This is a genomic window from Nitratidesulfovibrio sp. D1 (assembly GCF_051133415.1).
Taxonomy (GTDB): Bacteria; Desulfobacterota; Desulfovibrionia; order Desulfovibrionales; family Desulfovibrionaceae; genus Cupidesulfovibrio.
Genome location: NZ_JBPGNZ010000001.1, coordinates 380,336 through 403,540 on the forward strand (window position 1 = coordinate 380,336; position 23,205 = coordinate 403,540).

Here is a 23,205-nt window from a genome sequence, read left to right on the forward strand (position 1 = left end):
CCCCGGTGAGGGTCCGCCTGCGAATGGGGCGGCGCGCGCCCCGGTACGGCCTTGCGACCGGCGATTTCGTCGTCCCGCCGCCCGTGCCCGCCCATGCGCGGGGCAGTGGCGCGGCGGTGAAACGGGGCGGGCGGCAGCGCCCGCCCCGTCGTGCATGCCATGTCGGCTGCGTGCGGCTGCTAGGGTTGCAGGATGAACTCGCCGTTGGCGTTCACTTCATACACCCGGTACAGGTCGCCCACGCGGTCGCCCTTCTCGTTGAACGAGATCTGGCCGGTGAAGCCGGGGTAGTTCTTCAGCTTGGTCTTCAGGTAGTCGGCGATGGCGGCCGAATCGGCCTTGCCGGTGGACTTCACGGCCTCGACGATGACGTTGAACGCGTCACCGGCCAGCACGGACCACACGGAGCCGGGCACGCCGTTGTACTTGGCCTTGTAGGCGGCCAGCATGGCCTTGGCGGCCGGGGCGTCCAGGTCCTGCGGGCCGGGAGGGCTGAGGAAGAAGTAGCCCTTGGCCGCTTCCTTGCCGGAAATCTTCACCAGGTCGGCATGGTTGGCGGCGTCGCCGCCCATCATGGGCACGTTCCACTTCATTTCCATCTTCTGGCGCAGCAGCATGCCCACTTCGGGGTAGTAGCCGGTGCAGAAGATGATGTCGGGGTTGGCGGCCTTCAGCTTGGTGAGGATGGTGGTGTAGTCGCGCTCGCCGGGGGTGAGGGCGTCGTAGAACACGATCTTGGTGCCTTCCTTGTCCAGCAGCGCCTTGGTCTCGTCGGCCAGGCCCTTGGCGTAGGACGAGTTGTCGTGCAGCAGCGCCACGGCCTTGTAGCCCTTGGCCTTGATGACCTTGGCGGCCACCATGCCCTGCTCGTCGTCGCGCGGGGCGGTGCGCAGGAAGTGCTTCAGGCCCTTTTCGGTCAGGCGCACGGCGGTGGAGCCGGTGGCGATCTGCACCACGCCCGCTTCGTCGTAGATGCTCTGGGAGGCTTCGGTGACCGCCGAACCGTAGGTGCCGATGGCGGCGACGACGCCCGAGGTGGTCAGCTTCTGCGCGGCCAGGGCCGCGGTGCGCGGGTCGCCGCCGTCGTCTTCGACGACCAGTTCGACCTTGTTGCCGTTGACGCCGCCAGCCTTGTTCAGCTCATCGGCGAGCAGGGTGACGATGTTGCGCATGTCCTGCCCTTCGCTGGCCCATTTGCCGGTCAGGGGGCACATCAGGCCGATCTTCACCGGCGCCGCAAAGGCCGTGGCGGCCATGAGCAGCGAAGCGGCAAGTGCGAGCGTCAGCGCCTTTACAACGTGTTTCATGTCGAAACCTCCCGGGAACCCGCGGATCCCTCGCTAGACTGTTTCCCCGATACCTTTTCCTCGCCTCTTCGCATGGTGCGACACGACGGGCGACAGGCCCGCCGTGGTACCGTCCCGGTGAATGGACATTATTGTCAACGTTATTGTCAACACGAATGGGCGGGCCGCGTCTGATGCGGGCCGCTAACGACATTTTGCGGAAAAAGCCGAAGAAAAGCAATCCCTCTGACACGATGACTGTGTGTCATGACAATTTTTCCGGCCGGAAAGGGACGGCGCGCCACGGGCGCCAGCGAATCGCGACGCTGCACGCGGTCAGCGCATGACGACGCAGCAGGCGATTACCTCATGACGACGCTGCACGCGATCAACGCGTGACGACGCAGCACGCGTCTGGCGTCTCCCGGCCGGGGGCGTAGACCAGTTCGGGGCGTTTCAGCAGCACGCCGCCGCAGCCGGGGCGCTTCCAGGTGGCCAGCCAGCGGGCCACGCGGGTCTCCGTCTTCATGGCCGGGGTATGCTCGTGGGGCACCGGGCGCACGTGGGGCACCCGGTGTTCCAGTTGGCAGAACAGGTCGGCCAGCAGGTTCACCTGCCGCCATACCGGCAGGTCCGGGTGGATAAGGTCGTAGATGCGGTAGTGGGCGGAACCGTCCTGCCCGCGCAGCAGGGTGCCGTCCATGGATACGGGAACGGCGGCGGATGCGCCCCCCGCCAGCGCACCGCCCACGGCGTCGCGCAGCACGGCCAGTTCCCCGGCCAGGGCGTCCAGACCCTCCACCACCGCGCCCGCCTCGTCCACGAACTCGCCCGTGCCGCCGTCCCACAGCAGGCGCGGCCCCGGGTAGCGCGTGCAGTGGAACAGCCCGCCAAGGCTGCCGCCGCAGTGCCGGCGAAAGGTCTCGATGTCGGTGCCGACGATCATGGGGCGAAGGGCGCTGCGCGCCATGCGGCCAAGCTGCATGCGGAACTCCTGCGGGAAACGGGTACGCCGTTGCGGGAACACATCGGCCAGACAATGTGGGACCGACACACACACCTACCGCACCGTCCCGAGGTGCGGCAACCCCTTGCGCCGCGGGGGACCGATATGCCATGTCCCGTGAAATTCCTCCGGAGGCCCTCATGCACGCTCCCCGCCCGCTCGCCACGCTCCGCCGGCCTTTCCTCTCTTCCCCGTTCCGCCGCGCCCTGTCGGCCGTGGTGCTCGCGGCTGCCCTGCCGCTGATTCCGCCCGCCTTCCCCTGCATGGCCGGGACCACGGCCAACCAGGAAAACGCAATGCAGGCCGCCCCTTCGCTTCCCCCGGCTGGCGAGCAACTGGCAAGGCTCACCGCCCAGGCGGAATCGGGCGACCCGCGCGCCCAACTGCAACTGGGCCTGCTGCACGAGGAAGGACGCGGCGTGCCGAAGGACCTGCGCCGCGCCGAAACCCTGTACCGGCAGGCGAGTTCCAAAGGGGACGCCAACGCCATGAACCAGTTGGCCCTGCTCATCGACAGCGGCCGGGCCAGCACCGCCGACCCCGGCGAGGCGGTGCGGCTGTTCCGCAAGGCCGCAGAAAAGGGCAACGGGCTCGCCGCCTACAATCTTGGCCTGATGCTGCGCGAGGGCCGGGGCGCCCGCAAGGACTGGCCCCAGGCCGCCTACTGGCTGGCCTGCGCCGACGTGCTGGGCGAACCGCGCGCCATGAAGGACCTGCCGCCCCTGCTGCGCCAGCTTTCGCCCGACCAGCGCAAGGCGCTCAACCAGCGGCTGGTAAAGTCGCCCCTGCCGCCGCGCGTGAAGCAGGCCGGAAGCTAGCCGGGGACGATATCCGGGCGGCCGCTCCGCCCGTGCCGTGCGCCCCGCTGCGCGCACAACCCCTTCACGCACAAGGACATATCCCCGCACCGAAGTCCGGATGGGCGGACAGGTGTGCAAATCTAAGCATTTGCCCTCCCCGGCGGACCGTTGTAGGCTTCCGCGCAGTTTGCGCGCCGTCCGGCCTCGCCGCCGCGCCGCCGCGCCCCTGGGGCACCGCGCCACCGCCTTGCGTGCGGCGCATGCTCCGCCCCATCCACCGGCATCCGGACGAGCGGCAACGCATGAGCGGCCACATCCTGCTGATCGAAGACGACACCGCCTTCCAGTCCATGCTGCGCGAGGCGCTGGAAGAACGCGGCCACCGCGTCACCGTGGCCGGGCGCGCCGAGGACGGCATCGCCCTGCTGCGCGGCGGCGGCTTCGATCTTGTGCTGTCCGACGTGATGCTGCCCGGCATGTCCGGGGTGGAGGCCATCCCCCACCTGCTCTCCGCCGCACCCGGCACCGACATCATCGTCATGACCGCCTACTCCACGCGCGAACTGGCGCTGGAGGCGGTGAAGCTGGGCGCCTACGACGTGTTCTCCAAGCCCTTCAGCCTGAAGGAAATGGACATCGTCATCCGCCGGGCCATGGAAAAGCGCAGATTGCAGGCGGAAATCGCCGCCCTGCGCGACTCGCTGCGCCGCGACGGCCCGGCCAGCCGCATCATCGGGGAAAGCCGGGCCATCATGGAGGTCAAGGCGCTCATCGAAAAGGTGGCCCCGCTGGACACCACCGTGCTGATCATGGGCGAATCGGGCACCGGCAAGGAACTGGCCTCGGACACCATCCGGGCGCTGTCGCCCCGCGCGGCCGCCCCCTTCGTGAAGGTGAACTGCGCGGCCATTCCCGAGCATCTTTTCGAAAACGAACTCTTCGGCCACGAGAAGGGCGCGTTCACCGGCGCGGCCACGTCCCAGCCCGGCAAGTTCGAACTGGCCCAGGGCGGCACCCTGCTGCTGGACGAAATCGGCGACATGCCCCTGGCCATTCAGCCCAAGCTGCTGCGGGTGGTGGAGCAGAAGCAGGTGGAACGCCTGGGCGGGCGCAGGCCCGTCTCGCTGGACGTGCGGCTCATCGCCGCCACCAACCAGAACCTGGCCGACCGGGTGCGCGAACGGGCCTTCCGCGAAGACCTGTACTACCGCCTGGGCGTGGCCGTGGTGCACCTGCCCCCGCTGCGCAGCCGCAAGGAGGACATCCCCCTGCTGGCCCAGCATGTGGTGCGGCGGTTGCAGGGCACCCTGGGCCTGCCCGTGCACGGGCTGACCCCGGCGGCCGTGGCCGCCCTGTGCGCCTGCGACTGGCCGGGCAATGTGCGCCAACTGGCCAACGTCATCGAGCGTGCGGCCATCGCCGCCGAAGGCCCCATCGACGCCCCCGACGTGGACCGCGCCCTGGGCCGCGCGCCGGGCGGCCACGCCGACGGGGGCGTGTGCTGCCCCGTCCCCGCACCGGGCGACACGGACCCGGCCGATGCCGGACCCCATGCCGGAGAGGACGCCTGCGGCCCGCCAGCCGTGCCGCCCTCCGGGGCATCCTCCCCGCACGCCTTTGCGGGCGCGGCCCTCACCGGCCCCATCGACCTGCGCGAAACCGTGCGCATGGTCGAACGCAACCTGCTGCTGGACGCCCTGCGCCGCGCCGAAGGCCGCCAGACCGAGGCCGCCGTGCTGCTGGGGCTGACGCCCAAGAACCTCTGGGCCAAATTGCAGAAGCACGGCATCAAGCCGCGCAACGGATTGCCCCTGATCCAGGAATCCTAGATTTTCCTCCGCCGCCCCGCGCAACCCGCCCCCCGCCGCGTTTCGCGGCTTCCCCCACCGCCCCCTGCCCGTACGTGCACGAACCTTCTCCACCCCCTTGTGGTCTGCGCCCAGTTCACTCCAAGAATCCTAGATTCGCACGCAGCCCGCTTGCGCCATCGGGTTTCTCCTCCCGGCCCCCGCGCCCGCTACCTCCACGCACCCGCTTCCGCCACTCCCACTCTACGATTCGTGGATTCCTCTCCACCATCCCGCCCCCAGACCCCGCCCGCATCGCCCCGATATCCCCCGTTCTAACAGCCCGTTTCGGGCTGCATGAAAAAATATTTCACATTGTTTCGGAATATTACGTCGTATTACGTTCTGCATGACGCTGCTTGGCACGCGGGTTGCTGAATGGGAGTCAACAACGGCCCCCCGGCCCTCCAACAAACATTTCGTATAGCGAAGGAGATCAATCATGTTCAAGGCCATCACCACCCTGATACACGACGAAGAAGGCGCCACCGCTCTCGAATACGGCCTCATCGCCGCCCTCATCGCCGCCGTCATCGTGGGCGCCGTCACCACCCTTGGCGAAAAGGTCCGCGAGACCTTCACGACCATCTCGGGCGCGATGCCTTAATAGCAGAGCGCACGACGGCACAAGGGTTATCCCGCAAGCGCCCACCCGAAGGGGCCGGGGAAGTTCCCCCCGGCCCCTTCGTCATCGAAACCGCGAACCTTGCGATAAAGGATCCGTCCGAACCGGTGCCCGCCGCCAAGGCAGCCTGCAAAAAACACCGCTCCCGTTTCCCCCGCAGCCACCGGTCCCCCGGTCACCAGAGGAGAGCACCCATGAACCCCATCCTTGCCGCCCCCCTCGCCGCCGTGCTGCTGGTGGCCGTAGCCACCGACCTGCGCGCCATGCGCATTCCCAACTGGCTGACCTTTCCCGCCATGCTGGCGGGCATCGTGGCCAACGCGGCGCTGGGCGCGTTCACCGGCGGCCTTTCCGGGGCCTGGGACGGGCTGCTCTTCTCCCTGTCCGGCTTCGGCCTTGGCCTTGGCCTGATGCTGATCCCCTTCCTGCTGCGGGTCATGGGCGCGGGCGACGTGAAGCTGCTGGCCGCCGCCGGTGCCTTCCTGGGCGCGGAAACGGTGTTCCGGGCCTTCATCTGGACCAGCCTGGCGGGCGGCGTGTACGCCCTCGGTGTGCTGGCCTTCCACCTGCCGCAACTGCGCGCCGTGCTGCGCTCGCTGCGGGTGTCCGTTGAACTGCTGGCCGTCACCGGCCGCTTCGACTACGTGCCCGCCACCGCCAACGCCCGCCTGCCCCGGCTGTGCTACGGCGTGGCCATCGCGCTGGGCACCGGCCTCGCCATGGCCCAGGCTGCCTTCCCCACGGCCATGTCCTCGTTGCTGCCCGCCTGGGCCGCCGTCCTGTAGGGGGGTGCCGTCATGCGCGCCACCTCCCTGATCCAGATTTCCCTGGCGCTGGTGCTGGCCCTGGTGGCCGGGGTGCTGGTGTTCCGGTTCATGCAGGTGAACCGCGCCGCCGCCCCCCGCGTGGCCGCCCCCGAGCAGGTCGAACTGGTGGTGGCCGCCGCCGACGTGCCGCGCGGCGCCAGACTGAAGGCCGAACAGCTCCAGGTGGCCCCCTTCCTGAAGGCCAGCGCCCCCTCCGGCGCCTTCTCCAAGGACGCCATGCCCGTGGGCCGGGTGCTTTCCGCCGCCGTGGCCGCCGGGGAACCCATCACCGAAGCCCGCCTGCTGCAGGACGGCGAGGCGCACGGCGGCGTCAGCACGCTGATCGCCCCCGGCATGCGCGCCGTGGCCGTGAAGGGCAACAAGGTGCTGGGCCTGGCCGGATTCATCCGCCCCGGCAACCACGTGGACGTGCTGGCGACCCTGGACGACGAAAGCCGCGAGAAGTCCAAGTCGCGCACCAAGCTGGTGCTGGAAAACGTGCGCGTGCTGGCCACCGGCACCGAACTGAAGCAGGAAGGCGACGACACCTCCACCTCGTCGGTGGACGTGTACACCCTGGAAATTTCCCCCCAGCAGGCCGAGCCGCTGGCCCTGGCCGCCTCGCGCGGCGAACTGCACTTCGCCCTGCGCAACCCCGCCGACGACGGCCAGGTGCTGACCCCCGGCACCGACGTGCCCGGCACCCTGGCCCTGCTGACCAGCACCCCCGAAGGCAAGCCGGTTCCCAAGGTACGCGAGACCAAGGTGGAGATGATCTCCGGCACCGAACGTTCAACGCTGAGGTTCCCGCAATGAGCCGCCCCGCCCGCCGTACCTTCGTCTTCAGCGCCCTGCTGGCCGCCGTGCTGCTTCTGGCCGCCGCCACCCAGGCCCTGGCCGATGCCGCGCCCCAGGCCGTGCCGCTGGCCGTGGGCAAGTCCATGGTGGTGCGCACCGCGCAGCCCGCGGCCCGCGTGTCCGTGGCCGACGAAGCCATCGCGGGCGTGGTGGTGCTGTCGCCCCAGCAGGTCTACGTCACCGGCAAGAAGCCGGGCGGCACCACCCTCACCCTGTGGAACGCCGCCGGGGCCATCACCCAGGTCTACGACATCCAGGTCACCCCGGACCTCGCCCAACTGAAGGAAATGCTGCACCGCGTGCTGCCCGACGAAAAGGACATCATGGTCATGGCCGTGGGCGAGTCCATCACCCTGGCCGGCACCGTGCGCAGCAGCGCGGGCATGGCCACCGCCCTGGACATGGCCAAGATGTACGCCCCGGACAAGGTGACCAACCTCATGCAGGTGGGCGGCGTGCACCAGGTGATGCTGGAAGTGAAGGTGGCCGAGATGCGCAAGTCGGTGCTGCAACGCCTGGGCATCGACCTGACCTACGCCTGGAACAACGACTTCGCCTTCACCATGCTCAGCCAGCTGTTCACCCTGGACAACCAGAAGGGTGTGGTGAACGTGGGCCCCAGCGCGGCCGTCCCCAGCCCCAACGTCAACGGCATGTTCCGCATCACCTCGGGCCAGGTGAACCTGATGGGCTTTCTGGACGTGCTGAAGCAGAACGGCCTGGTCAAGGTGCTGGCCGAACCCACGCTGATCTGCCGCAGCGGCGAGAACGCCGACTTCCTGGCCGGGGGCGAGATTCCCATCCCCGTGCCGCAGGGCCTGGGCACCGTAGCCATCGAGTACAAGAAGTACGGCGTGACGCTGGGCTTCACCCCCACGGTGGTCTCGGACAAGCTGATCAGCATGCGGGTGAACCCGGAAGTTTCGGAACTGGACTACTCCAACGTCATCGAAATCAACGGGTTCACCATTCCGGCCATCTCCACCCGGCGCGCCGCCACCACCGTGGAACTGGCCGACGGCCAGAGCTTTGCCGTGGCGGGCCTCCTGCGCGACGAAGTGCGCGAGAACATCAAGAAATATCCGGTGCTGGGCGACGTGCCCCTGCTGGGCACGCTGTTCCGCTCCAGCAACTGGCAGAAGAGCGAGACCGAACTGGTCATCATCGTCACCCCGCGCCTGGCCAAGCCGCTGGACGGCGCCACGGCCAAGCTGCCCACCGACGGCTTCCGCGAGCCCACGGAATTCGAATTCTTCCTGCAGGGCAAGATGGAGGGCGAGGCCCCGGCCATCACCGCCCCCGCCGCCTACGCCCCGGCCACCGGCTCGGGCAACGCCCCGTCCGGCATGGAGGGCGAATTCGGGCACGTGCTGCCCGGCCACGCCCAAGGAGGCAGGCAATGAGCGCCCGTACCCGGATCATGCCGCTGGCCCCCCTGCTGGTCCTGACGCTGGCCCTGACGATCATGACGTCCCTGACGGGCTGCGCCGGGCCGTCCAGGGAATCGCCCATGTCCGAATGGACCTTCACCCAGGGCGAAGCCTTCCGCGCCCAGCGCGACGCCCAGAGGCTGAACCCCGGTCCGGCGGACGACGACCCCGTCGTTGGCCTGGACGGCCGCGTGGCCGAACGCGTCATGAAGAACATGCGCGACGGCGAGAAGAAGGCCGACGAAAGCAACACCGTCCGCTTCAAGATCGGCAAGTAGCGAGAGGCCGCCATGAACATCACCCATCCCGTCTGCCTCCTCACCAAGCGCCTCGCCACGCGCGAGGAACTCACCCGCGTCCTTGCCCGGCAGGATGGTTTCCGCCTCGTCTCCCCCGGTGAAGCCGACGACCTCGGCCTGGTCATCCTGGAACTGGGAGAGGACTTGCCGGGAGACAGCCTGAATGACGATTTCGAATCCATCGCCTCGCTGGTGTCCGACCCGCGCGTGGGCGAGGTGTTCGTGGCCTCGCGCCGGAAGGATCCGGACCTGATCATCCGCGCCATGCGCGCCGGGGTCAGCGAATTTTTGTCCCAGCCGTTCCGCTCGGACGAAGTGCTGGCCGCGCTGGAAGGCTACGCGCGCCGCCGCCGCACCGCCCGCGCCGCAAGCCCTGCCACCGTCCCGGCGGCGGGCGGCCGAGTCATCCACGTCATGGGCGCCAAGGGCGGCGTGGGCGCCACCACCGTGGCCGTGAACCTGGCCGTGCTGGCCGCGCGTTCCCTGTCCGGCAAGGTGCCCGGCGACGATACGGCGAAGTCCGGCAAGGGACTGAACGGACTGAACCGACTGGGCGGGCGCAACGGCGCCGCCGCGCGCGACATGCAGGACATGGGCGGCATGGCCCTGGCCACAGGCGGCCCGGCAGCCTTCGCGCCCGCCGCGCTGCCGCTGGCGGCGCTCATGGACATGCGGCTGCCCCAGGGCGACGTGCCGCTGTTCCTGGACATGGAATATTCCCGCACCTGGGCCGACGGCGCGCGCAACATGGGCAGGCTGGACGCCACCTTCCTGCGCAGCCTGGCCGAGCGGCACGCCAGCGGCCTCGAAGTGTTCGCCTCGCCCGACGCGGGCGACGACCTGGACGCCATCAGCCCGCGCGCGGTGAAGGCCGTGCTGGACCTTGCTCGCGCGCTGTACGCCGTCACCGTGGTGGACGGCGGCCCCTACGCCGACGAACTGGCCCTGGTCTCCATGCAGGAGGCGGAAACCATCCTGCTGGTCACCGACCTGGCCCTGCCCGCCCTGGCGGGAGCCCGCCGCCTGCTGGACGACGTGGCCGCCGTCGCGCCGTCCGTGGCGGCGCGCATCCAGTTGGTGGTCAACCGCATGTCGGCCCAGGCCGGGGTGGACCTGTCCGAGGCCGAACGGCTGCTGGAACGCAAGGTGTTCGCCACCGTGGGCGACGACTACGGCGCGGCCGTGGCCGCCATCAACCAGGGCGTGCCCCTGTGCGAGGCCGCGCCCCGCTCGGTGGCGGCCCGTTCGCTGGCGAAACTGGCCGAACGACTGGCCCCCGCCGCCCCGGCCCCCGGCAACGGCGGCGCCGCACCCGGCATGAAGGCGGGCGGCCTGTTCGCGCGGCTGCTGCACCGCAAGGGCGACGATACGCACGAACCCAATCGGCGCGAATCGGGACGGGAGCCGGGCCGCGAACGTGACGGCCTGCTGCCGCACGGCGCACTGTTACAGGGCGCAAGGGGATAGCCATGAGACTGGCCGAACGACTGATGCGCACCACGCGGCGGCAGCCCGCCCCCGCCCCCGTCCCCGCCCTGACGCTGGACCCCGTGGCGGCGGCCGCCGCCCGTGCGGATGCCATCCACGCGGACGACGACGCCTGCGGACGCCTCCACCTCGAATTGGACGGCCCGGAGCGCGACGCCGCCCCCGCGCGCGAACCGCAGGCGCCGCGCCTGGGCGCCTCGGGCCTCAACGCCCGCAGCCATCTTTTCCCCAACGGCGTCGCCGCCGCGCCCGGCCTGCCAAATCTGACCGATGGTTCCGCAGGGTCCGGTCCGTCCGCACCTCTGGGCGGGGCAGACGGGCCGGACGAAACCGGCGAGGCTCCCATCCCGCGCGTGCCGGTCAACGCCGCCACCCTGTTCCGCGCCCCGCGTCCCGAATCCGCTCCGATGGCCGAACCCGCGACGGCCCCCGCACCCCGCGTGGAACCCCGCGCCGACACCGCCGAAGCCCAGGCCGCCCAGCCCGGCAAGGCCCGGCCCATGGCCCGCCCCGCCGCCCGGCCCGCCCACGCGGAGCAGGTCTGCGACGTGACCACCCTGACCCTGCACGGCGACCACTACTATGAACTGCGCGCCCGGTTGCAGGACCGCCTGCTGGACATGATGGACCTGGCCGCCGCCGAATCGCTGCCGCCCGACCGCCTGGCCGCCGAAATCGCCCGACTGGTGGAAAAGCTGCTGCGCGAAGAGTTCCGGCAGGCCCCCCTCAACGCCCAGGAACAACGCCGGATCGTCGAGGACATCCGTGACGAGGTCATGGGCCTCGGCCCGCTGGAACCGCTGCTGCGCGACCCCACGGTCAACGACATCCTCGTCAACAACCACCGCATGATCTACGTGGAGCGGCGCGGCAAACTGCTGAAGGTCAACACCCGCTTCCTGGACGACGACCACCTGCGCAAGATCATCGACCGCATCGTGGCCCGCATCGGCCGCCGCGTGGACGAAGCCTCGCCCATGGTGGACGCCCGCCTGGCCGACGGCTCGCGCGTCAACGCCATCATCCCGCCGCTGGCCCTGGACGGCCCCAGCCTGTCCATCCGCCGCTTTTCCAAGGACCCGCTGGAACTGGAAGACCTGATCCGCTTCGGCGCGCTGACCCCGGAAATGGGCGAAGTGCTGCGCGGCATCGTCAAGGCGCGGCTGAACATCATCGTTTCCGGCGGCACCGGCTCGGGCAAGACCACCATGCTCAACTGCCTGTCGCGCTTCGTGCCGCACGACGAGCGCATCGTGACCATCGAGGACGCGGCGGAACTGCAACTCAAGCAGGACCACGTGGTGCGGCTGGAAACCCGGCCCGCCAACATCGAGGGCCACGGCGAGGTCACCGCGCGCGACCTGGTCAAGAACTGCCTGCGCATGCGGCCCGACCGCATCATCGTGGGCGAAGTGCGCAGCGGCGAGGTGCTGGACATGCTCCAGGCCATGAACACCGGCCACGACGGCTCGCTGACCACCATCCACGCCAACACCCCGCGCGACTGCCTGATGCGCCTGGAAACCATGGTGGCCATGGCCGGGCTGAACATCAGCACCCTGTCGCTGAAGCGGTACATCTCGTCCGCCGTGGACGTGATCATCCAGGTCTCGCGCCTGGCCGACGGCTCGCGCAAGATGACCAGCCTTTCGGAAATCACCGGCATGGAAGGCGACGCCATCACCATGCAGGACATCTTCACCTTCGAACAGACCGGCGTGGACGGGGACGGCAAGGTGCAGGGGCGGTTCCGCTCCGGCGGCATCCGGCCGCGCTTCGCCCCGCGCCTGGCCGCCATGGGCATCGAGCTCGGCGGCGCGCTGTTCGACCCCAGCCTGTCGCAGTAGGCGCGGCAGCCTGAACGGAAAGGGATTTCGCCATGATGCTCGTCATCGCCGTACTCTCGGTCATCGCCATGTTCGTGTTCGTCATGGGCGTGCTGGACCTGGCCTACGGCCGCCGCCGCGCCACGGCGCAGCGCGTGGGACGGCGCATGGAAAACCTGCTGCGGGCGAAAAACGAGCAGGACCGGGTGGACCTGGAACGCCGCCGCGCCCTGTCCGACGTGGACTGGCTGCACCGCGCGCTGGCCGCCCAGTCGTGGACGAAGCAGATGGACCTCGCGCTGGAGCAGGCGCAGGTGCGGGCCACCCTGGGCGTGCTGCTGCTGGCTTCCGTGCTGGGCGCGGCCTCGTGCTTCCTGGTCATGCACCTGCTGGTGGACAACCTGTTCCTGCTGGTGGTTCCGCCGCTGGCGCTGGGCTACGCGCCCTTCATGTGGGTGCAGCGCAAGCGCGACGCCCGCATGGGCCGCTTCCAGCGCCAGTTGCCCGACGCGCTGGACCTCATCGCCCGCGCGCTGAAGGCGGGGCACGCCTTCAACCAGGGCATGCGCATGGTGGCCGACGAGTTCGCGGACCCCATCGGCCCGGAATTCCAGAAGACCCTGGACGAGATCAACTTCGGCATCCCGGCGGACGCGGCCCTGCACAACCTGACCCGCCGCGTGGACTGCCCGGACCTGAAATTCTTCGTGGTGTCGGTGAACATCCAGCGCGAAACCGGCGGCAACCTGGCGGAAATCGTCACCAACATCGCCCGGCTGATCCGCGAGCGGTTCAAGCTGGCGGGCCGGGTGCGCGTGCTTTCTGCCGAAGGCCGCCTGACCGCGTGGATCCTGTTCGTGCTGCCCTTCGGCATCGGGTTCATCATCAACCTGCTGAACCCCGAGTTCATGAGCGCGCTGTACGCCACGCCCGAGGGCAACATGCTGCTCACCGCCTCGCTGTTCCAGATGGCCATCGGCGGCGTTGCGCTCAAGCGCATGACCACCATCCGGGTATAGGGGAAGTTCCATGCCACTTGACGAAACCATGCTCCCCCTGCTGGCCGCCGTGCTGGCCTCCGGCGCGGTGCTGCTGGCCGCGCAGGCCCTGCGCGGCGTGTTCGGCAGCCGCCAGCGGGTGCAGCGCATGCACACACGCCTTGCCCGGCACGCCGGGGGCGCGCGCGCCGTGGCCGCAGCCGCCCCGGCCCTGCCCGATTCGCCCCTTGCCTCCCTGAAGGGCGCCCTGAACGCGGTGGCCGAACGGGTGGGCCGCAAGGTGGTCAAGGACGGCGACGACGAACTGAACGAGGCGGGCATGGCGCTGGTGCGCGCGGGCTACCGCAACCGCCGCGCGCCGCTGGTGTTCTGGGGCGTCAAGGCCGGGCTGACCCTCTGCGGCCTGCTGCTGGGGCTGGTGATCCGCCTGCTGGCGGGCGACGACATCCCCCTGGGCATGGTGGCGCTGCTGTTCATCTGCCCGGCGGTGGTGGGCCTGTACGCTCCCAACGTATGGCTTTCGCGGCGCATCAAGGCCCGCAGGCTGGACATCACCAACTCGCTGCCCGACGCGCTGGACCTGCTGGTGGTCTGCGTGGAGGCGGGCATGGGCCTGGACCAGGCCTTCGCCCGCGTGGCCCGCGAAATGGCGGCCACCAACCCGGTGCTGGCCGAAGAACTGAACCTGGTCATCCTGGAACTGCGCGCGGGCAAGTCGCGCGCGGAGGCCCTGAAGAACCTGGCCGCGCGCGTGGCCCTGGAAGACGTGAACAGCCTGGTCACGCTCATCGTGCAGGCCGACGCCTTCGGCACCAGCGTTTCCAGCACGTTGCGCGTCTATTCCGACACCATGCGCACCACGCGCTTCCAGCGGGCCGAGGAAATCGCCGCCAAGATGCCGGTGAAGCTGCTGTTCCCGCTGGTGTTCTGCATTCTTCCGGCCCTGTTCGTGACCATCATGGGGCCCGCGTTTATCACGTTGATGCGTGTTTTCGAACAGATGGGCCAGTAGCCCCGGCGAGGCTTTCGCCCGCTGGCGGCGTCGAGCGTCGCCAGCCATATCGGTCGAATACGAAAAAAGTATGCTCCCTCATGGCTGGCCCGCTCTCCTTGCCAGCGAACGAAATCCCCAGCCGGGGCAAGCAGTGACGCCGCCCGGCTGCGGACACCGAAGGAAAACGCCATGACCGCCCGCACCGCCGCCCGTTCCGCCCTCGCCCTGCTGGCGCTCTGCGCCCTGCTGCTTGCCGGTTGCGGCGCGCAGCAGACCACCCGTGGCTCCAACCTTTCGCTGATGGAACGCTACCACAGCGGCAAGGACCTGCTGCACGACGGCGAAGGGGAGAAGCCCACCCCGCAGGGCGACGCCATGAACGCCCAGGAACACCTGCAACGCGGCATGGCCTACCTTGCCCAGAACCGGCCGGAACTGGCCTTCGAACAGTTCAGCCGGGCCTGCCAGTTGGATCCCAGGCTGGCCGAGGCCCGCTACCAGCGCGGCGCGCTGCTGGTGGCGCGCGGCGCCGCCGCCGAGGCGCGGCCCGACATCGACGCCGCCCTCACCCTGGCCCCGGACAACGCGCGGGCCTGGGAGACGGCGGGCATGCTCAGCTTTGCCGAAGGCAACCTCACCGAGGCCGGAACCCGCTTCGAGCGGGCGCTGGCGCTGGACCCGCGCCTTGCGGGGGCGGCCAGCCACCTGGGGGCCATCCACAACTACCAGGGCCACCCGGACAAGGCGCGGGCCCTGTACCTGCGCGCGCTGGAACTGCTGCCCCGCTCGGGCGAACTGCACAACAACGCGGGCATCGCGCAGGCCATGCTGGGCAACGACGCCGCCGCCGTGGACCATTTCCGCGCGGCCATCACCTACGGCGCGCCCGGCAACCGGGTGTGGAACAACATGGGCCTGTCGCTGTGCCGCCTGGGCCGCTACGACGAAGCCTTCGAGGCGTTCCGCAACGCAGGGGGCGAGGCCGCCGCGCACAACAACCTGGGCGTGTACCTTTCGCAGCAGGGCGAGCACGCCCTGGCCCTGTACCACCTGCAACGCGCCCTGGAAGTGGAGCCGCGCTACTACGCCCGCGCCGCCGAAAACCTGAAGCGCGCGCGCCTGGCCGCGCGCATCGCCCAGGGCCAGGGCCCGGCCTCGCCCACCGCCGCGCCGCTGCCCATGGCCGGTCCCGGAATGGACCCCACGGCCGGGTTCAGCGGGGCCACAGGGGCCACAGGGGCCGGAGCCGTGCAGGGCGCGGCCGGGGTGGCCACCCCGGTGACGTTGCCGCCTTCGTCCGTGCCGCTGAAGGCCCGCGCCACCCCGGCCGCCGTGCGCGAGGGCGAACTGCGCGACGGAAAGTAGACGCCGCGAGAAATTTCGGGCGCGCCGCGCCCGTCCATTGTCCGTTGGGGGCACCGCTGATGGAATTCGCCGGGGGGCGGCCCATCATCAAGGAGTGAACACCATGTCCGAAACACGCGCCATCTCGCCACCGGCGCCGCCCGGCGGAACGCGCAGGGGACTGCGCCGCCTTCCGCCGTCGCGGGAGCTTGCCCAGCGCGGCCTTGCCGCGCTGGAAGTGGCCCTGATGCTGCCGGTCATCGCCGCGCTGCTCTACGTGCTGGTGGAGGGAGGCAACACCATCCGCGCCTACTCCGCCCTGACCGAAGCCAGCCGCACGGGCGCGCGCCACGTGGTCATGAACGACGACGTGGCGGGCGTGCAGACCTTCGTCCGCTCGATGGCCACCATGCTGGATCCCAACGCCCTGACGGCCACCGCCGTCAAGGACACGGGCAAGCAGATGGTCACGGTGACCGTGCAGTATGCCTACAAGTCGGTATTCACGAGCAATCCCTACAACGGAGACCCCCATGACGCGCTCTACACGTTTTCCGCAAGCACCAGCATGCCCACGCCGTAACCCGGCCCGGCCTGCCGGTTTTCGCGCCCGCGTGCGCGGCCTGTGGCGCGGCACGCGGGGGTCCATGGCCATGCTGATGGCCGTGCTGCTGCCCGTGGTGCTGGGCCTTGCGGGCCTCGGCATCGATTCGGGCATGCTCTACCTCGCGCACAACCGCCTGCAGGGCGCCGTGGACGCGGCGGCGCTGGCGGGCAGCCTGCAACTTCCCTACGACCCGCAACTGGACAAGGGGCTGGTGAGGGGGGCCGTGAACGAATACATGGCCGCCAACTACCCCGAGGCCCAACTGAAGGGCGTCACCCCCGGCACCGAGGAACGCAGCGTCACCGTGAAGGCCGAGGCCAACGTGGCCACCATCTTCATGGGCGCCCTGGGCATCGGCTCCACCACGGTGCGCGCCCAGGCCACCGCCGGGTACAACAACCTGGAAGTGGTCTTCGTCATCGACAACACCGGTTCCATGAAGGGCACGGCCATCCAGCAGGCCAACGCGGCCGCCACCCAGCTTGCCGAACTGATCATGCCCGAAGGCATGGAAACCTCGGTCAAGGTGGGGCTGGTGCCGTTCCGGGGCAAGGTGCACCTGCCCGCGGGCGTGGACGGCCTGGCCGACGGCTGCCGCAACGCCGACGGCACCCTGGCCCCCACGTGGATACTGGAGGAGTACAAGCAGTCCAAGTACCGCACGCCCAAGAATTCGTCGCTCAACGTGCCGCAGAACACCTGCGGCAGCATTCCGCGCGTGCAGGCCCTGACCAGCGACCGCGCCACCATCGTCAACGCCATCGCCAGGCAGGACGCCCAGGGCGACGCCTCGGGCACCGTCATCTCGGAAGGCATCAAGTGGGGACGCCACGTGCTCACCCCCGAGGCCCCGTTCACCCAGGGCTCGTCCAACAAGGACATGCGCAAGGTGATGATCGTGCTCACCGACGGCGATACGGAAGACGGCACCTGCGGCGGCAACTACGCGCTCAGCTACACGCCCAACGCCTACTGGACCAACGCCTACTACGGCATGTTCGACATGACCACCCACTGCGAGAACGGCGGCAAGCTGAACGCGGCCATGCTGAGCGAGGCGCAGATCGCCAAGGACAAGGGCATCGAGATATTCGCCATCCGCTACGGAGATTCCGACTCCACGGACATCAGCCTGATGAAGGCCATCGCCTCCAGCAAGGCGGGCACCACCGACCACTACTACAACGCGCCCTCGGCCTACGATCTTGAAGAAATCTTCAAGAAGATCGGCCGGCAACTGGGCTGGCGGCTGCTGCGCTAGCGCGGCGGGGAGGACACTATGATGCGCGCATGCCGCATGCTGCCGTTCCGCCTGTGGCGCGGTGAAGCCGGGGTCAGTTCGCTGGAGGTGGCGTTCGTCCTGCCGGTTCTGCTGGCCATGCTCTTCGGCCTTGTGGAATTCGGCTACAACCTCTTCGCCCGCTCCACCGTGGAAAAGGCCGCGCAGGTGGGGACACGCTTCGCCGTCACCGGCGAAGGCTACGACACGGGCAACCGGGTGGCGCTGATCAAGGACGCGGCCCGGCCCCTGACCCAGGTGCTGTCCGGCTCCACCGGCACGGGCGTGACCATCCTGGTGCGCAGCTACCCCAACGGCACCTCGGCCGCCGCCAGGGAAGACAGCGGCGGCGACCCCTGCCAGACCGTGGAGGTGCAGGTGGACTACCGCTACGCGCCGCTGACGCCGCTGGTGGGTTCGCTGCTGCCGGCGCAACTGACCGTCACCGGGCGCGAGCGCATGGTCAACGAACCCTGGGCCATCTGCAAATGATCCCGCGTCTGGGGCTTTCGCTGCACTGCGCGCCCGAGGCGCACGACGTCGTCGCCGTCTCCGGCTGGCAGGGCGCACCCGGTTCCGGGTCGCCCGGCCTGCCGGAGGCGGGGGCACGGCCCGCCGCGCCTCCCGCGCCGGAAGCGTTCACCCCGGCGCATGACGGGCCACCCCGGTTTGCGGGCGTGGCCCGTTCTGCTATCATGGAGCCTGCGGCGGACCCGGACTGTCCGTCAGACAGCACGGGCAACACGGGCAGCACAGGCAACGCGGAGAGCGCGGACGATACCGGCCCCGCGCGCCGGAGTCCGGCCCGGCGGGCCGCCGCCCTCGCGCACCTTGCGCAAGCCGCCCTCGGCGGCCACTCCGCCACCCACTGGCCCTCCACCCACAGGGAAGCCATGCCCGCATCCCCGCCATCCGCGTCCTCTCCCACGCCGGGCGCCGTGCCCGGTCAGGATATTGCCGCGCACGGCGCGGCGCGGCTCAGCCTGCTCATCGTCTCGGAGTCCGAGGAGTTCGCGCGCGGGCTGGCGGCGCGCCTCGCGGCCTGCGGGCTGGAGCCCTCGTACATGCTGGCCGAGACCCCGCCCGAGCTTTCGCGCCTGATCACCGAAGAGCCGTGGGACATGGTGGTGGCCGAATCCGAGGCCCCCGGCATGACCTGGCAGGAAGTGCTGATGCTGGTGCGCGGGGTGCGCGAGGACGTGCCCTTCGTGCTGGTGACCCCCGCCCCCGACGAGGAAACGGCCGTGGAAGCCGTGCGCGAGGGGGCCGACGAGGTGCTCTGCGCCGACGACTGGCACCTTGGCCCGGCCTTCATGCGCCTGGTGCGCGAGGCGGAACGGCGGCGCACCCTTTCGGTGCACTGGCGCGAGATAAACCGCGACGCCCGCCAGTGGCGCGGCATGGTGGAAGGCACGGTGCTCGGCATCTTCCGCTGCCGTCCCTGGGGCGAACTGACGAGCGCCAACCCCGCCTTTGCCGACATGTTCGGCTACCCCTCCCCCGACGCGCTGATCGCGGCCATCCGGTCCGGCGGCGCAGCCGGTGCCGCCCCCAACAACGCTCTGCCCGATAGTCCCCTGCCCGACGGCTGGCTGCCGGGCGGCTTTCTGGACCGGGCCACCCTGGACCGCATGCTGAACACCCTGCGCGACGAAGGCGAGGTGCGCGACTTCGAGACCACGGCCCGGCGGGCCGACGGGTCCACTTTCTGGATTTCGGTGAACGCCCGCGTGCAGCGCGGCGCCACCGGCGAAATTTCCGGCATCGAAGGCACGGTGGAGGACATCGACCGCCGCAAGGCCGTGGAGAACATGATCATCCGCGCCAAGCAGGAGTGGGAGAAGACCTTCGACAGCGTGCCCGACGTGATCATGATCATGGACGCGGGCCAGCGGGTGCGGCGCAGCAACATGGCGCTGGGGCGGCTGCTGGGCCTGCACCCCAGGGACGTGGTGGGCCGCCACTGCAACGAGGTGCTCGGCGCGTCCGTCATGTCCGACGACATGTGCGCGGCCGTCATGCCCGACAACGTGTCCGCGGCCGTCCGGGCCATGCCCTGGGGCGAAAGCCGCACCCAGGAACTGTACCTGCCCAGCCTTAGCGGGCACTTTCTGGTCACCCTGTCGCCCTACCTCGCCGACAGCCAGTACGACGGCGAAACCGGCCGCGAGGAGCCCGCGCCGGGCACGGTGCTGGTGGCCCACGACATCAGCAGCCGCAAGCAGCTGGAAGCCCGGTTGCGCCAGGCCCAGAAGATGGAGGCCATCGGCACCCTGGCCGGGGGCATCGCCCACGATTTCAACAATATCCTTGGCGTGATGATGGGCTACACGGAAATGAGCCTGGACCAGACCGAGGACGGCGACGCCCAGCACCGCCGCCTGTCCGAGGTGTTGGCCGCGGGCCGCCGCGCACGCGACCTGATCCGCCAGATCCTGACCTTCAGCAGGCAGGAGGAGCCGTCCCGCCTGCCGCTGCCCCTGCTCGCGCCCATCAAGGAGACGGTGCGCCTGCTGCGCGCCACCCTGCCCGCCAACGTGGACATCCGGCTGGACCTGGCCGACACCGGCCCCGTCCTGGCCAACCTCAGCCAGTTGCAGCAGGTGATCATGAACCTGTGCGGCAACGCGGCCCACGCCATGAAGGAACAAGGCGGGGTGCTGCAACTGGCGCTGGACGCGGTGGAACTGGACGAGGACGAGGCCGCCGCCCGCTCGCTGCCCGCGCCAGGCGGCTACGCCCGGCTGCGCGTGCGCGACACGGGGCACGGCATTCCGGCGGACATCCTGGAGAACATCTTCGACCCGTTCTTCACCACCAAGAAGCCGGACGAGGGCACGGGCATGGGCCTTGCGCTGGTGCACGGCATCGTCACCGCGCACGGCGGCTGCGTTTCGGTGCAGTCCACCGTGGGGATGGGCACGGAGTTCGAGGTGTTGCTGCCGCTGGCCCCGCAGGCGGGCGAAGAGGCCGCGCCGGGGCCCGGCTCCGCCCACAGCGGCAGCGGCGCGGCGCTGGTGGTGGACGACGAGGCCCCGCTGGCGGCCATCATGGGGGCCATGCTGGAAAAGCTGGGCTACCGGGCCGTGATGACGTCCAATCCCCTCGACGCGCTGGAGCGCTTCCGGGCGGACCCGGCAAGCTGGCGGCTGGTGGTGACCGACCAGACCATGCCCGGCATGACCGGCACCGAACTGACGCGGCAGGTGCGCGCCCTGCGGCCCGACCTGCCGGTGGTGCTGTGCTCCGGATTCAGCGAAGGGCTGGGACGCGACGCGGCCATGGCGGCCGGGGTCAGCGCGATGCTGGCCAAGCCGCTGCTGCGCGCCGACCTGGCCGCCGCCCTGTCCGAACTGGGGCTGGAGAACGGGAAGACGTAGCCAGCCACGCACCGCCATGCGCGCGAGAGCGAAACGGGCCTTTCCGGAACACCGGCAAGGCCCGTCCACATTCCCGGCCCGTGCGTAGTGGTCTCGCGCGCTTCAGCGTCCCTCGCCGGGGCGCACCGCGCCCTCTCCGCGCAGCAGTTCCAGCAACCCGCGCACCAGCAGGTCCGCACCGTGCGGGCGCCCGTCTTTCATCCCCGGCAGGCCCAACGCCAGGAGCAGTTCCGGGCCGGTGAGCCCGCCGGGGTTGCAGGCCATGACCGCAAGCAACGCCTCGCGCAGCAGGCCCAGCCCGTCCCGTGCCTTGCGCTGCGCGCCTTCGGGCACGGCGATGCCCCCGGCCCCTGAGGCGACGGCCGCACCACCGGCCTGGAGCGCATCCGCATCCACCAGGCCGGACAGCAGCGCGGCCAACCGCTCGGCCTGCCGGGCGGTCAGCCCTTCGGCCAGCACCACCGGGCGCGCGCCGGGCAGCGGCAGTTGGCGCGGGTCGTCAGGCGAGGAAATTTCCGCAGGGAGACCGGCCGCCGGAGCGGCGCCATCCCCCGGCTGCTCCACCGTGTCCTGCCCGGCGCACTGGCAATGCTCGGGCCGTATCCGCACCAGACGCAACCGTTGGCCGCGCGTTCCCAGCGCGGCATGCACGCAATACCGTTTCTCGTCCATGTATCCCCCCAGGATACGGACCGGCTCCGTGGTATGTGTGTGTCCGTCCCGCCGCGCGTGCCGCGCGGCGCTTCATGGCCTACAATCGTTCGCGGTCCAGCGCGCGGCAGTTGATGGCCTCCGCCAGGTGGGCGACCCGGATAGGACCGGCGGCGGCCAGCGCCCGCTCTGCCTGTCCCGCCTGTCCCGCCTCCAGATCCGCGATGGTCCGCGCGATGCGCAGAATGCGCGTGTACGCCCGCGCCGACAGGGCCAGGGCGCGCACCGCGCCCTCCAGAAAGGCGTGCTCGTCCGGGCCCAGGGCGCAGTGTTCCTCCAGCAGCCTGCCGGTCAGGTCCGCGTTGGTGCGGCACGGGGTGCCCGCGTACCGCGCCGCCTGCACGGCGCGGGCCGCCGCGATGCGGCCGCGCATTTCGGCCGACGTACTCCCGGTGAGGCCGCCGCGCAAGTCCTCGTAGGGCACGGCGGGCACCTCCACGTGCAGGTCGATGCGGTCCAGCAACGGGCCGGAAAGGCGCGCCCGGTAGCGCTGCACCGCCGGGCCGAGGCAGGTGCAGGCGTGCCGGTCGTCGGTCCTGTAGCCGCAGGGGCAGGGATTCATGGCCGCCACCAGCATGCTGTCCGCCGGGTAGGTCAGCGAGACGGCGGCGCGGGCGATGGTCACCACGCCGTCCTCCAGCGGCTGGCGCATCACCTCCAGCGCGGTCTTGCGGAATTCCGGCAGTTCGTCCAGGAACAGCACCCCGCGATGGGCCAGCGAAATCTCGCCGGGGCGCGGGTTGGCCCCGCCGCCCACCAGGCCGTAGTCGGACACGGTGTGATGCGGCGCGCGGAAGGGACGGCGGGTGATCAGCCCCTGCCCGTCCAGCAGGCCCGCCACGCTGTAGATGGTGGTCACCTCCAGCGCCTCGCCGAAGGAAAGCGGGGGCAGCACCGTGGGAATGCGCTGGGCCAGCATGGTCTTGCCGCTGCCGGGCGGCCCGATGAACAGCAGGTTGTGCGCGCCCGCCGCCGCGATTTCGATGGCCCGCTTGGCGTGCTCCTGGCCCTTCACCTCCGCGAAGTCCACGGGCCATTCCGGGCCGCGCTCCCACGCGGCGCGCCCGTCCGAAGGCACGGCAGCAATGTCCGCCTGCCCGGCCAGGAAGGCCGCCGCCTCGCCCAGCGACCGCACCGGATACACCGGCAGCCCTTCCACCACGGCGGCCTCGGCGGCGTTGTCCGCCGCCACCAGCATGCCGCGCGCCCCTTCGGCGCGGGCGCGCACGGCCACGGGCAGCACGCCCGGCACGGGCTTCAGTTCGCCGGTCAGGGACAGTTCACCCAGCAGAAACCATCCGTCGGTGCAGCCCTGGGGCAGGATTTCGGCGGCGGCCAGCAGGCCGATGGCAAGGGGAAGGTCGAAGCCGCTCCCGCTCTTGCGGCGGTCGGCCGGGGCGAGGTTGACGGTGATGCGCGCGGGCGGCAGGCGCAGGTTGCAGGCCCGCATGGCGGCAAATACGCGCTCGCGCGATTCGCGCAGGGCGCCTTCCGCCAGGCCCACCATGACGAAGGCGGGCATGCCCTGACGGGCGAAGTCCACCTCCAGGTCCACCCGGAAGGCGTCCACCCCGTGCAGGGCGGCGCAGGCCACGCGAACGATCATCAAGCCCCCTGCGCG

At 70.2% G+C, this 23,205-nt stretch carries 20 protein-coding genes; 16 read left to right on the forward strand and 4 right to left on the reverse strand.

Going from position 1 to position 23,205, the window contains the following annotated elements; genetic code table 11:
• Positions 1-179 precede the first annotated feature (179 nt).
• Both ACR4XJ_RS01615 and ACR4XJ_RS01620 read right to left on the reverse strand, forming a co-directional pair.
• Positions 180-1,307, reverse strand: a complete 1,128-nt coding sequence (locus ACR4XJ_RS01615; RefSeq protein ID WP_434753562.1) for a branched-chain amino acid ABC transporter substrate-binding protein — start codon at positions 1,305-1,307, stop codon at positions 180-182.
• A gap of 367 nt (positions 1,308-1,674) precedes the next feature.
• Positions 1,675-2,271, reverse strand: coding sequence for a hypothetical protein (locus tag ACR4XJ_RS01620; protein WP_434753563.1), 597 nt, complete (start codon positions 2,269-2,271; stop codon positions 1,675-1,677).
• Positions 2,272-2,432: 161 nt separating this feature from the next.
• On the opposite strand from ACR4XJ_RS01620, the gene ACR4XJ_RS01625 reads away from it, so the two are divergent.
• The 16 genes from ACR4XJ_RS01625 (at position 2,433) to ACR4XJ_RS01700 (ending at position 20,873) form a co-directional block, all read left to right on the forward strand.
• Positions 2,433-3,110: a tetratricopeptide repeat protein gene (locus ACR4XJ_RS01625; protein WP_434753564.1), complete on the forward strand. Its 678-nt coding sequence runs from the start codon at positions 2,433-2,435 to the stop codon at positions 3,108-3,110.
• 284 nt (positions 3,111-3,394) lie between these two features.
• Positions 3,395-4,921 (forward strand): sigma-54-dependent transcriptional regulator, encoded by a 1,527-nt coding sequence (locus ACR4XJ_RS01630; protein ID WP_434753565.1) that lies wholly within the window; start codon positions 3,395-3,397, stop codon positions 4,919-4,921.
• 460 nt (positions 4,922-5,381) lie between these two features.
• The gene (locus tag ACR4XJ_RS01635; protein ID WP_434753566.1) at positions 5,382-5,546 is read left to right on the forward strand and encodes a Flp family type IVb pilin; all 165 of its coding nucleotides are present in this window, start codon (positions 5,382-5,384) and stop codon (positions 5,544-5,546) included.
• 212 nt (positions 5,547-5,758) lie between these two features.
• Positions 5,759-6,349, forward strand: coding sequence for a prepilin peptidase (locus ACR4XJ_RS01640; protein ID WP_434753567.1), 591 nt, complete (start codon positions 5,759-5,761; stop codon positions 6,347-6,349).
• A gap of 12 nt (positions 6,350-6,361) precedes the next feature.
• Positions 6,362-7,186: a Flp pilus assembly protein CpaB gene (cpaB, locus tag ACR4XJ_RS01645; RefSeq protein WP_434753568.1), complete on the forward strand. Its 825-nt coding sequence runs from the start codon at positions 6,362-6,364 to the stop codon at positions 7,184-7,186.
• The gene (locus ACR4XJ_RS01650) at positions 7,183-8,631 is read left to right on the forward strand and encodes a type II and III secretion system protein family protein (RefSeq protein ID WP_434753569.1); all 1,449 of its coding nucleotides are present in this window, start codon (positions 7,183-7,185) and stop codon (positions 8,629-8,631) included. The genes cpaB and ACR4XJ_RS01650 overlap by 4 nt, the downstream gene beginning before the upstream one ends.
• Positions 8,628-8,936 (forward strand): hypothetical protein, encoded by a 309-nt coding sequence (locus ACR4XJ_RS01655; protein WP_434753570.1) that lies wholly within the window; start codon positions 8,628-8,630, stop codon positions 8,934-8,936. Before ACR4XJ_RS01650 ends, ACR4XJ_RS01655 begins: the two co-directional genes overlap by 4 nt.
• A gap of 12 nt (positions 8,937-8,948) precedes the next feature.
• Entirely contained in the window at positions 8,949-10,424 is a 1,476-nt protein-coding gene (locus ACR4XJ_RS01660) for a response regulator (RefSeq protein ID WP_434753571.1), read from the forward strand.
• Positions 10,425-10,426: 2 nt separating this feature from the next.
• Positions 10,427-12,292 carry an ATPase, T2SS/T4P/T4SS family gene (locus ACR4XJ_RS01665; protein ID WP_434753572.1) on the forward strand — a complete coding sequence of 622 codons (1,866 nt, stop codon included), beginning with the start codon at positions 10,427-10,429 and terminating at the stop codon, positions 12,290-12,292.
• 32 nt (positions 12,293-12,324) lie between these two features.
• Entirely contained in the window at positions 12,325-13,290 is a 966-nt protein-coding gene (locus tag ACR4XJ_RS01670) for a type II secretion system F family protein (RefSeq protein WP_434753573.1), read from the forward strand.
• A 10-nt stretch (positions 13,291-13,300) separates the two neighbouring features.
• The gene (locus ACR4XJ_RS01675; RefSeq protein ID WP_434753574.1) at positions 13,301-14,281 is read left to right on the forward strand and encodes a type II secretion system F family protein; all 981 of its coding nucleotides are present in this window, start codon (positions 13,301-13,303) and stop codon (positions 14,279-14,281) included.
• Positions 14,282-14,452: 171 nt separating this feature from the next.
• Entirely contained in the window at positions 14,453-15,628 is a 1,176-nt protein-coding gene (locus ACR4XJ_RS01680) for a tetratricopeptide repeat protein (RefSeq protein ID WP_434753575.1), read from the forward strand.
• A 103-nt stretch (positions 15,629-15,731) separates the two neighbouring features.
• Entirely contained in the window at positions 15,732-16,190 is a 459-nt protein-coding gene (locus ACR4XJ_RS01685; RefSeq protein WP_434753576.1) for a TadE/TadG family type IV pilus assembly protein, read from the forward strand.
• A gap of 64 nt (positions 16,191-16,254) precedes the next feature.
• Positions 16,255-17,475, forward strand: coding sequence for a pilus assembly protein TadG-related protein (locus ACR4XJ_RS01690; protein ID WP_434753577.1), 1,221 nt, complete (start codon positions 16,255-16,257; stop codon positions 17,473-17,475).
• Between the two features lie 18 nt (positions 17,476-17,493).
• Positions 17,494-17,985 (forward strand): TadE/TadG family type IV pilus assembly protein, encoded by a 492-nt coding sequence (locus tag ACR4XJ_RS01695; protein WP_434753578.1) that lies wholly within the window; start codon positions 17,494-17,496, stop codon positions 17,983-17,985.
• Positions 17,982-20,873: a response regulator gene (locus ACR4XJ_RS01700; RefSeq protein WP_434753579.1), complete on the forward strand. Its 2,892-nt coding sequence runs from the start codon at positions 17,982-17,984 to the stop codon at positions 20,871-20,873. The genes ACR4XJ_RS01695 and ACR4XJ_RS01700 overlap by 4 nt, the downstream gene beginning before the upstream one ends.
• Positions 20,874-20,975: 102 nt before the next feature.
• On the opposite strand, the gene ACR4XJ_RS01705 is transcribed toward ACR4XJ_RS01700, so the two are convergent.
• Together ACR4XJ_RS01705 and ACR4XJ_RS01710 are read right to left on the reverse strand one after the other, a co-directional pair.
• Positions 20,976-21,545, reverse strand: coding sequence for a hypothetical protein (locus tag ACR4XJ_RS01705; RefSeq protein ID WP_434753580.1), 570 nt, complete (start codon positions 21,543-21,545; stop codon positions 20,976-20,978).
• Positions 21,546-21,624: 79 nt separating this feature from the next.
• Entirely contained in the window at positions 21,625-23,190 is a 1,566-nt protein-coding gene (locus ACR4XJ_RS01710) for a YifB family Mg chelatase-like AAA ATPase (RefSeq protein WP_434753581.1), read from the reverse strand.
• Positions 23,191-23,205 lie beyond the last annotated feature (15 nt).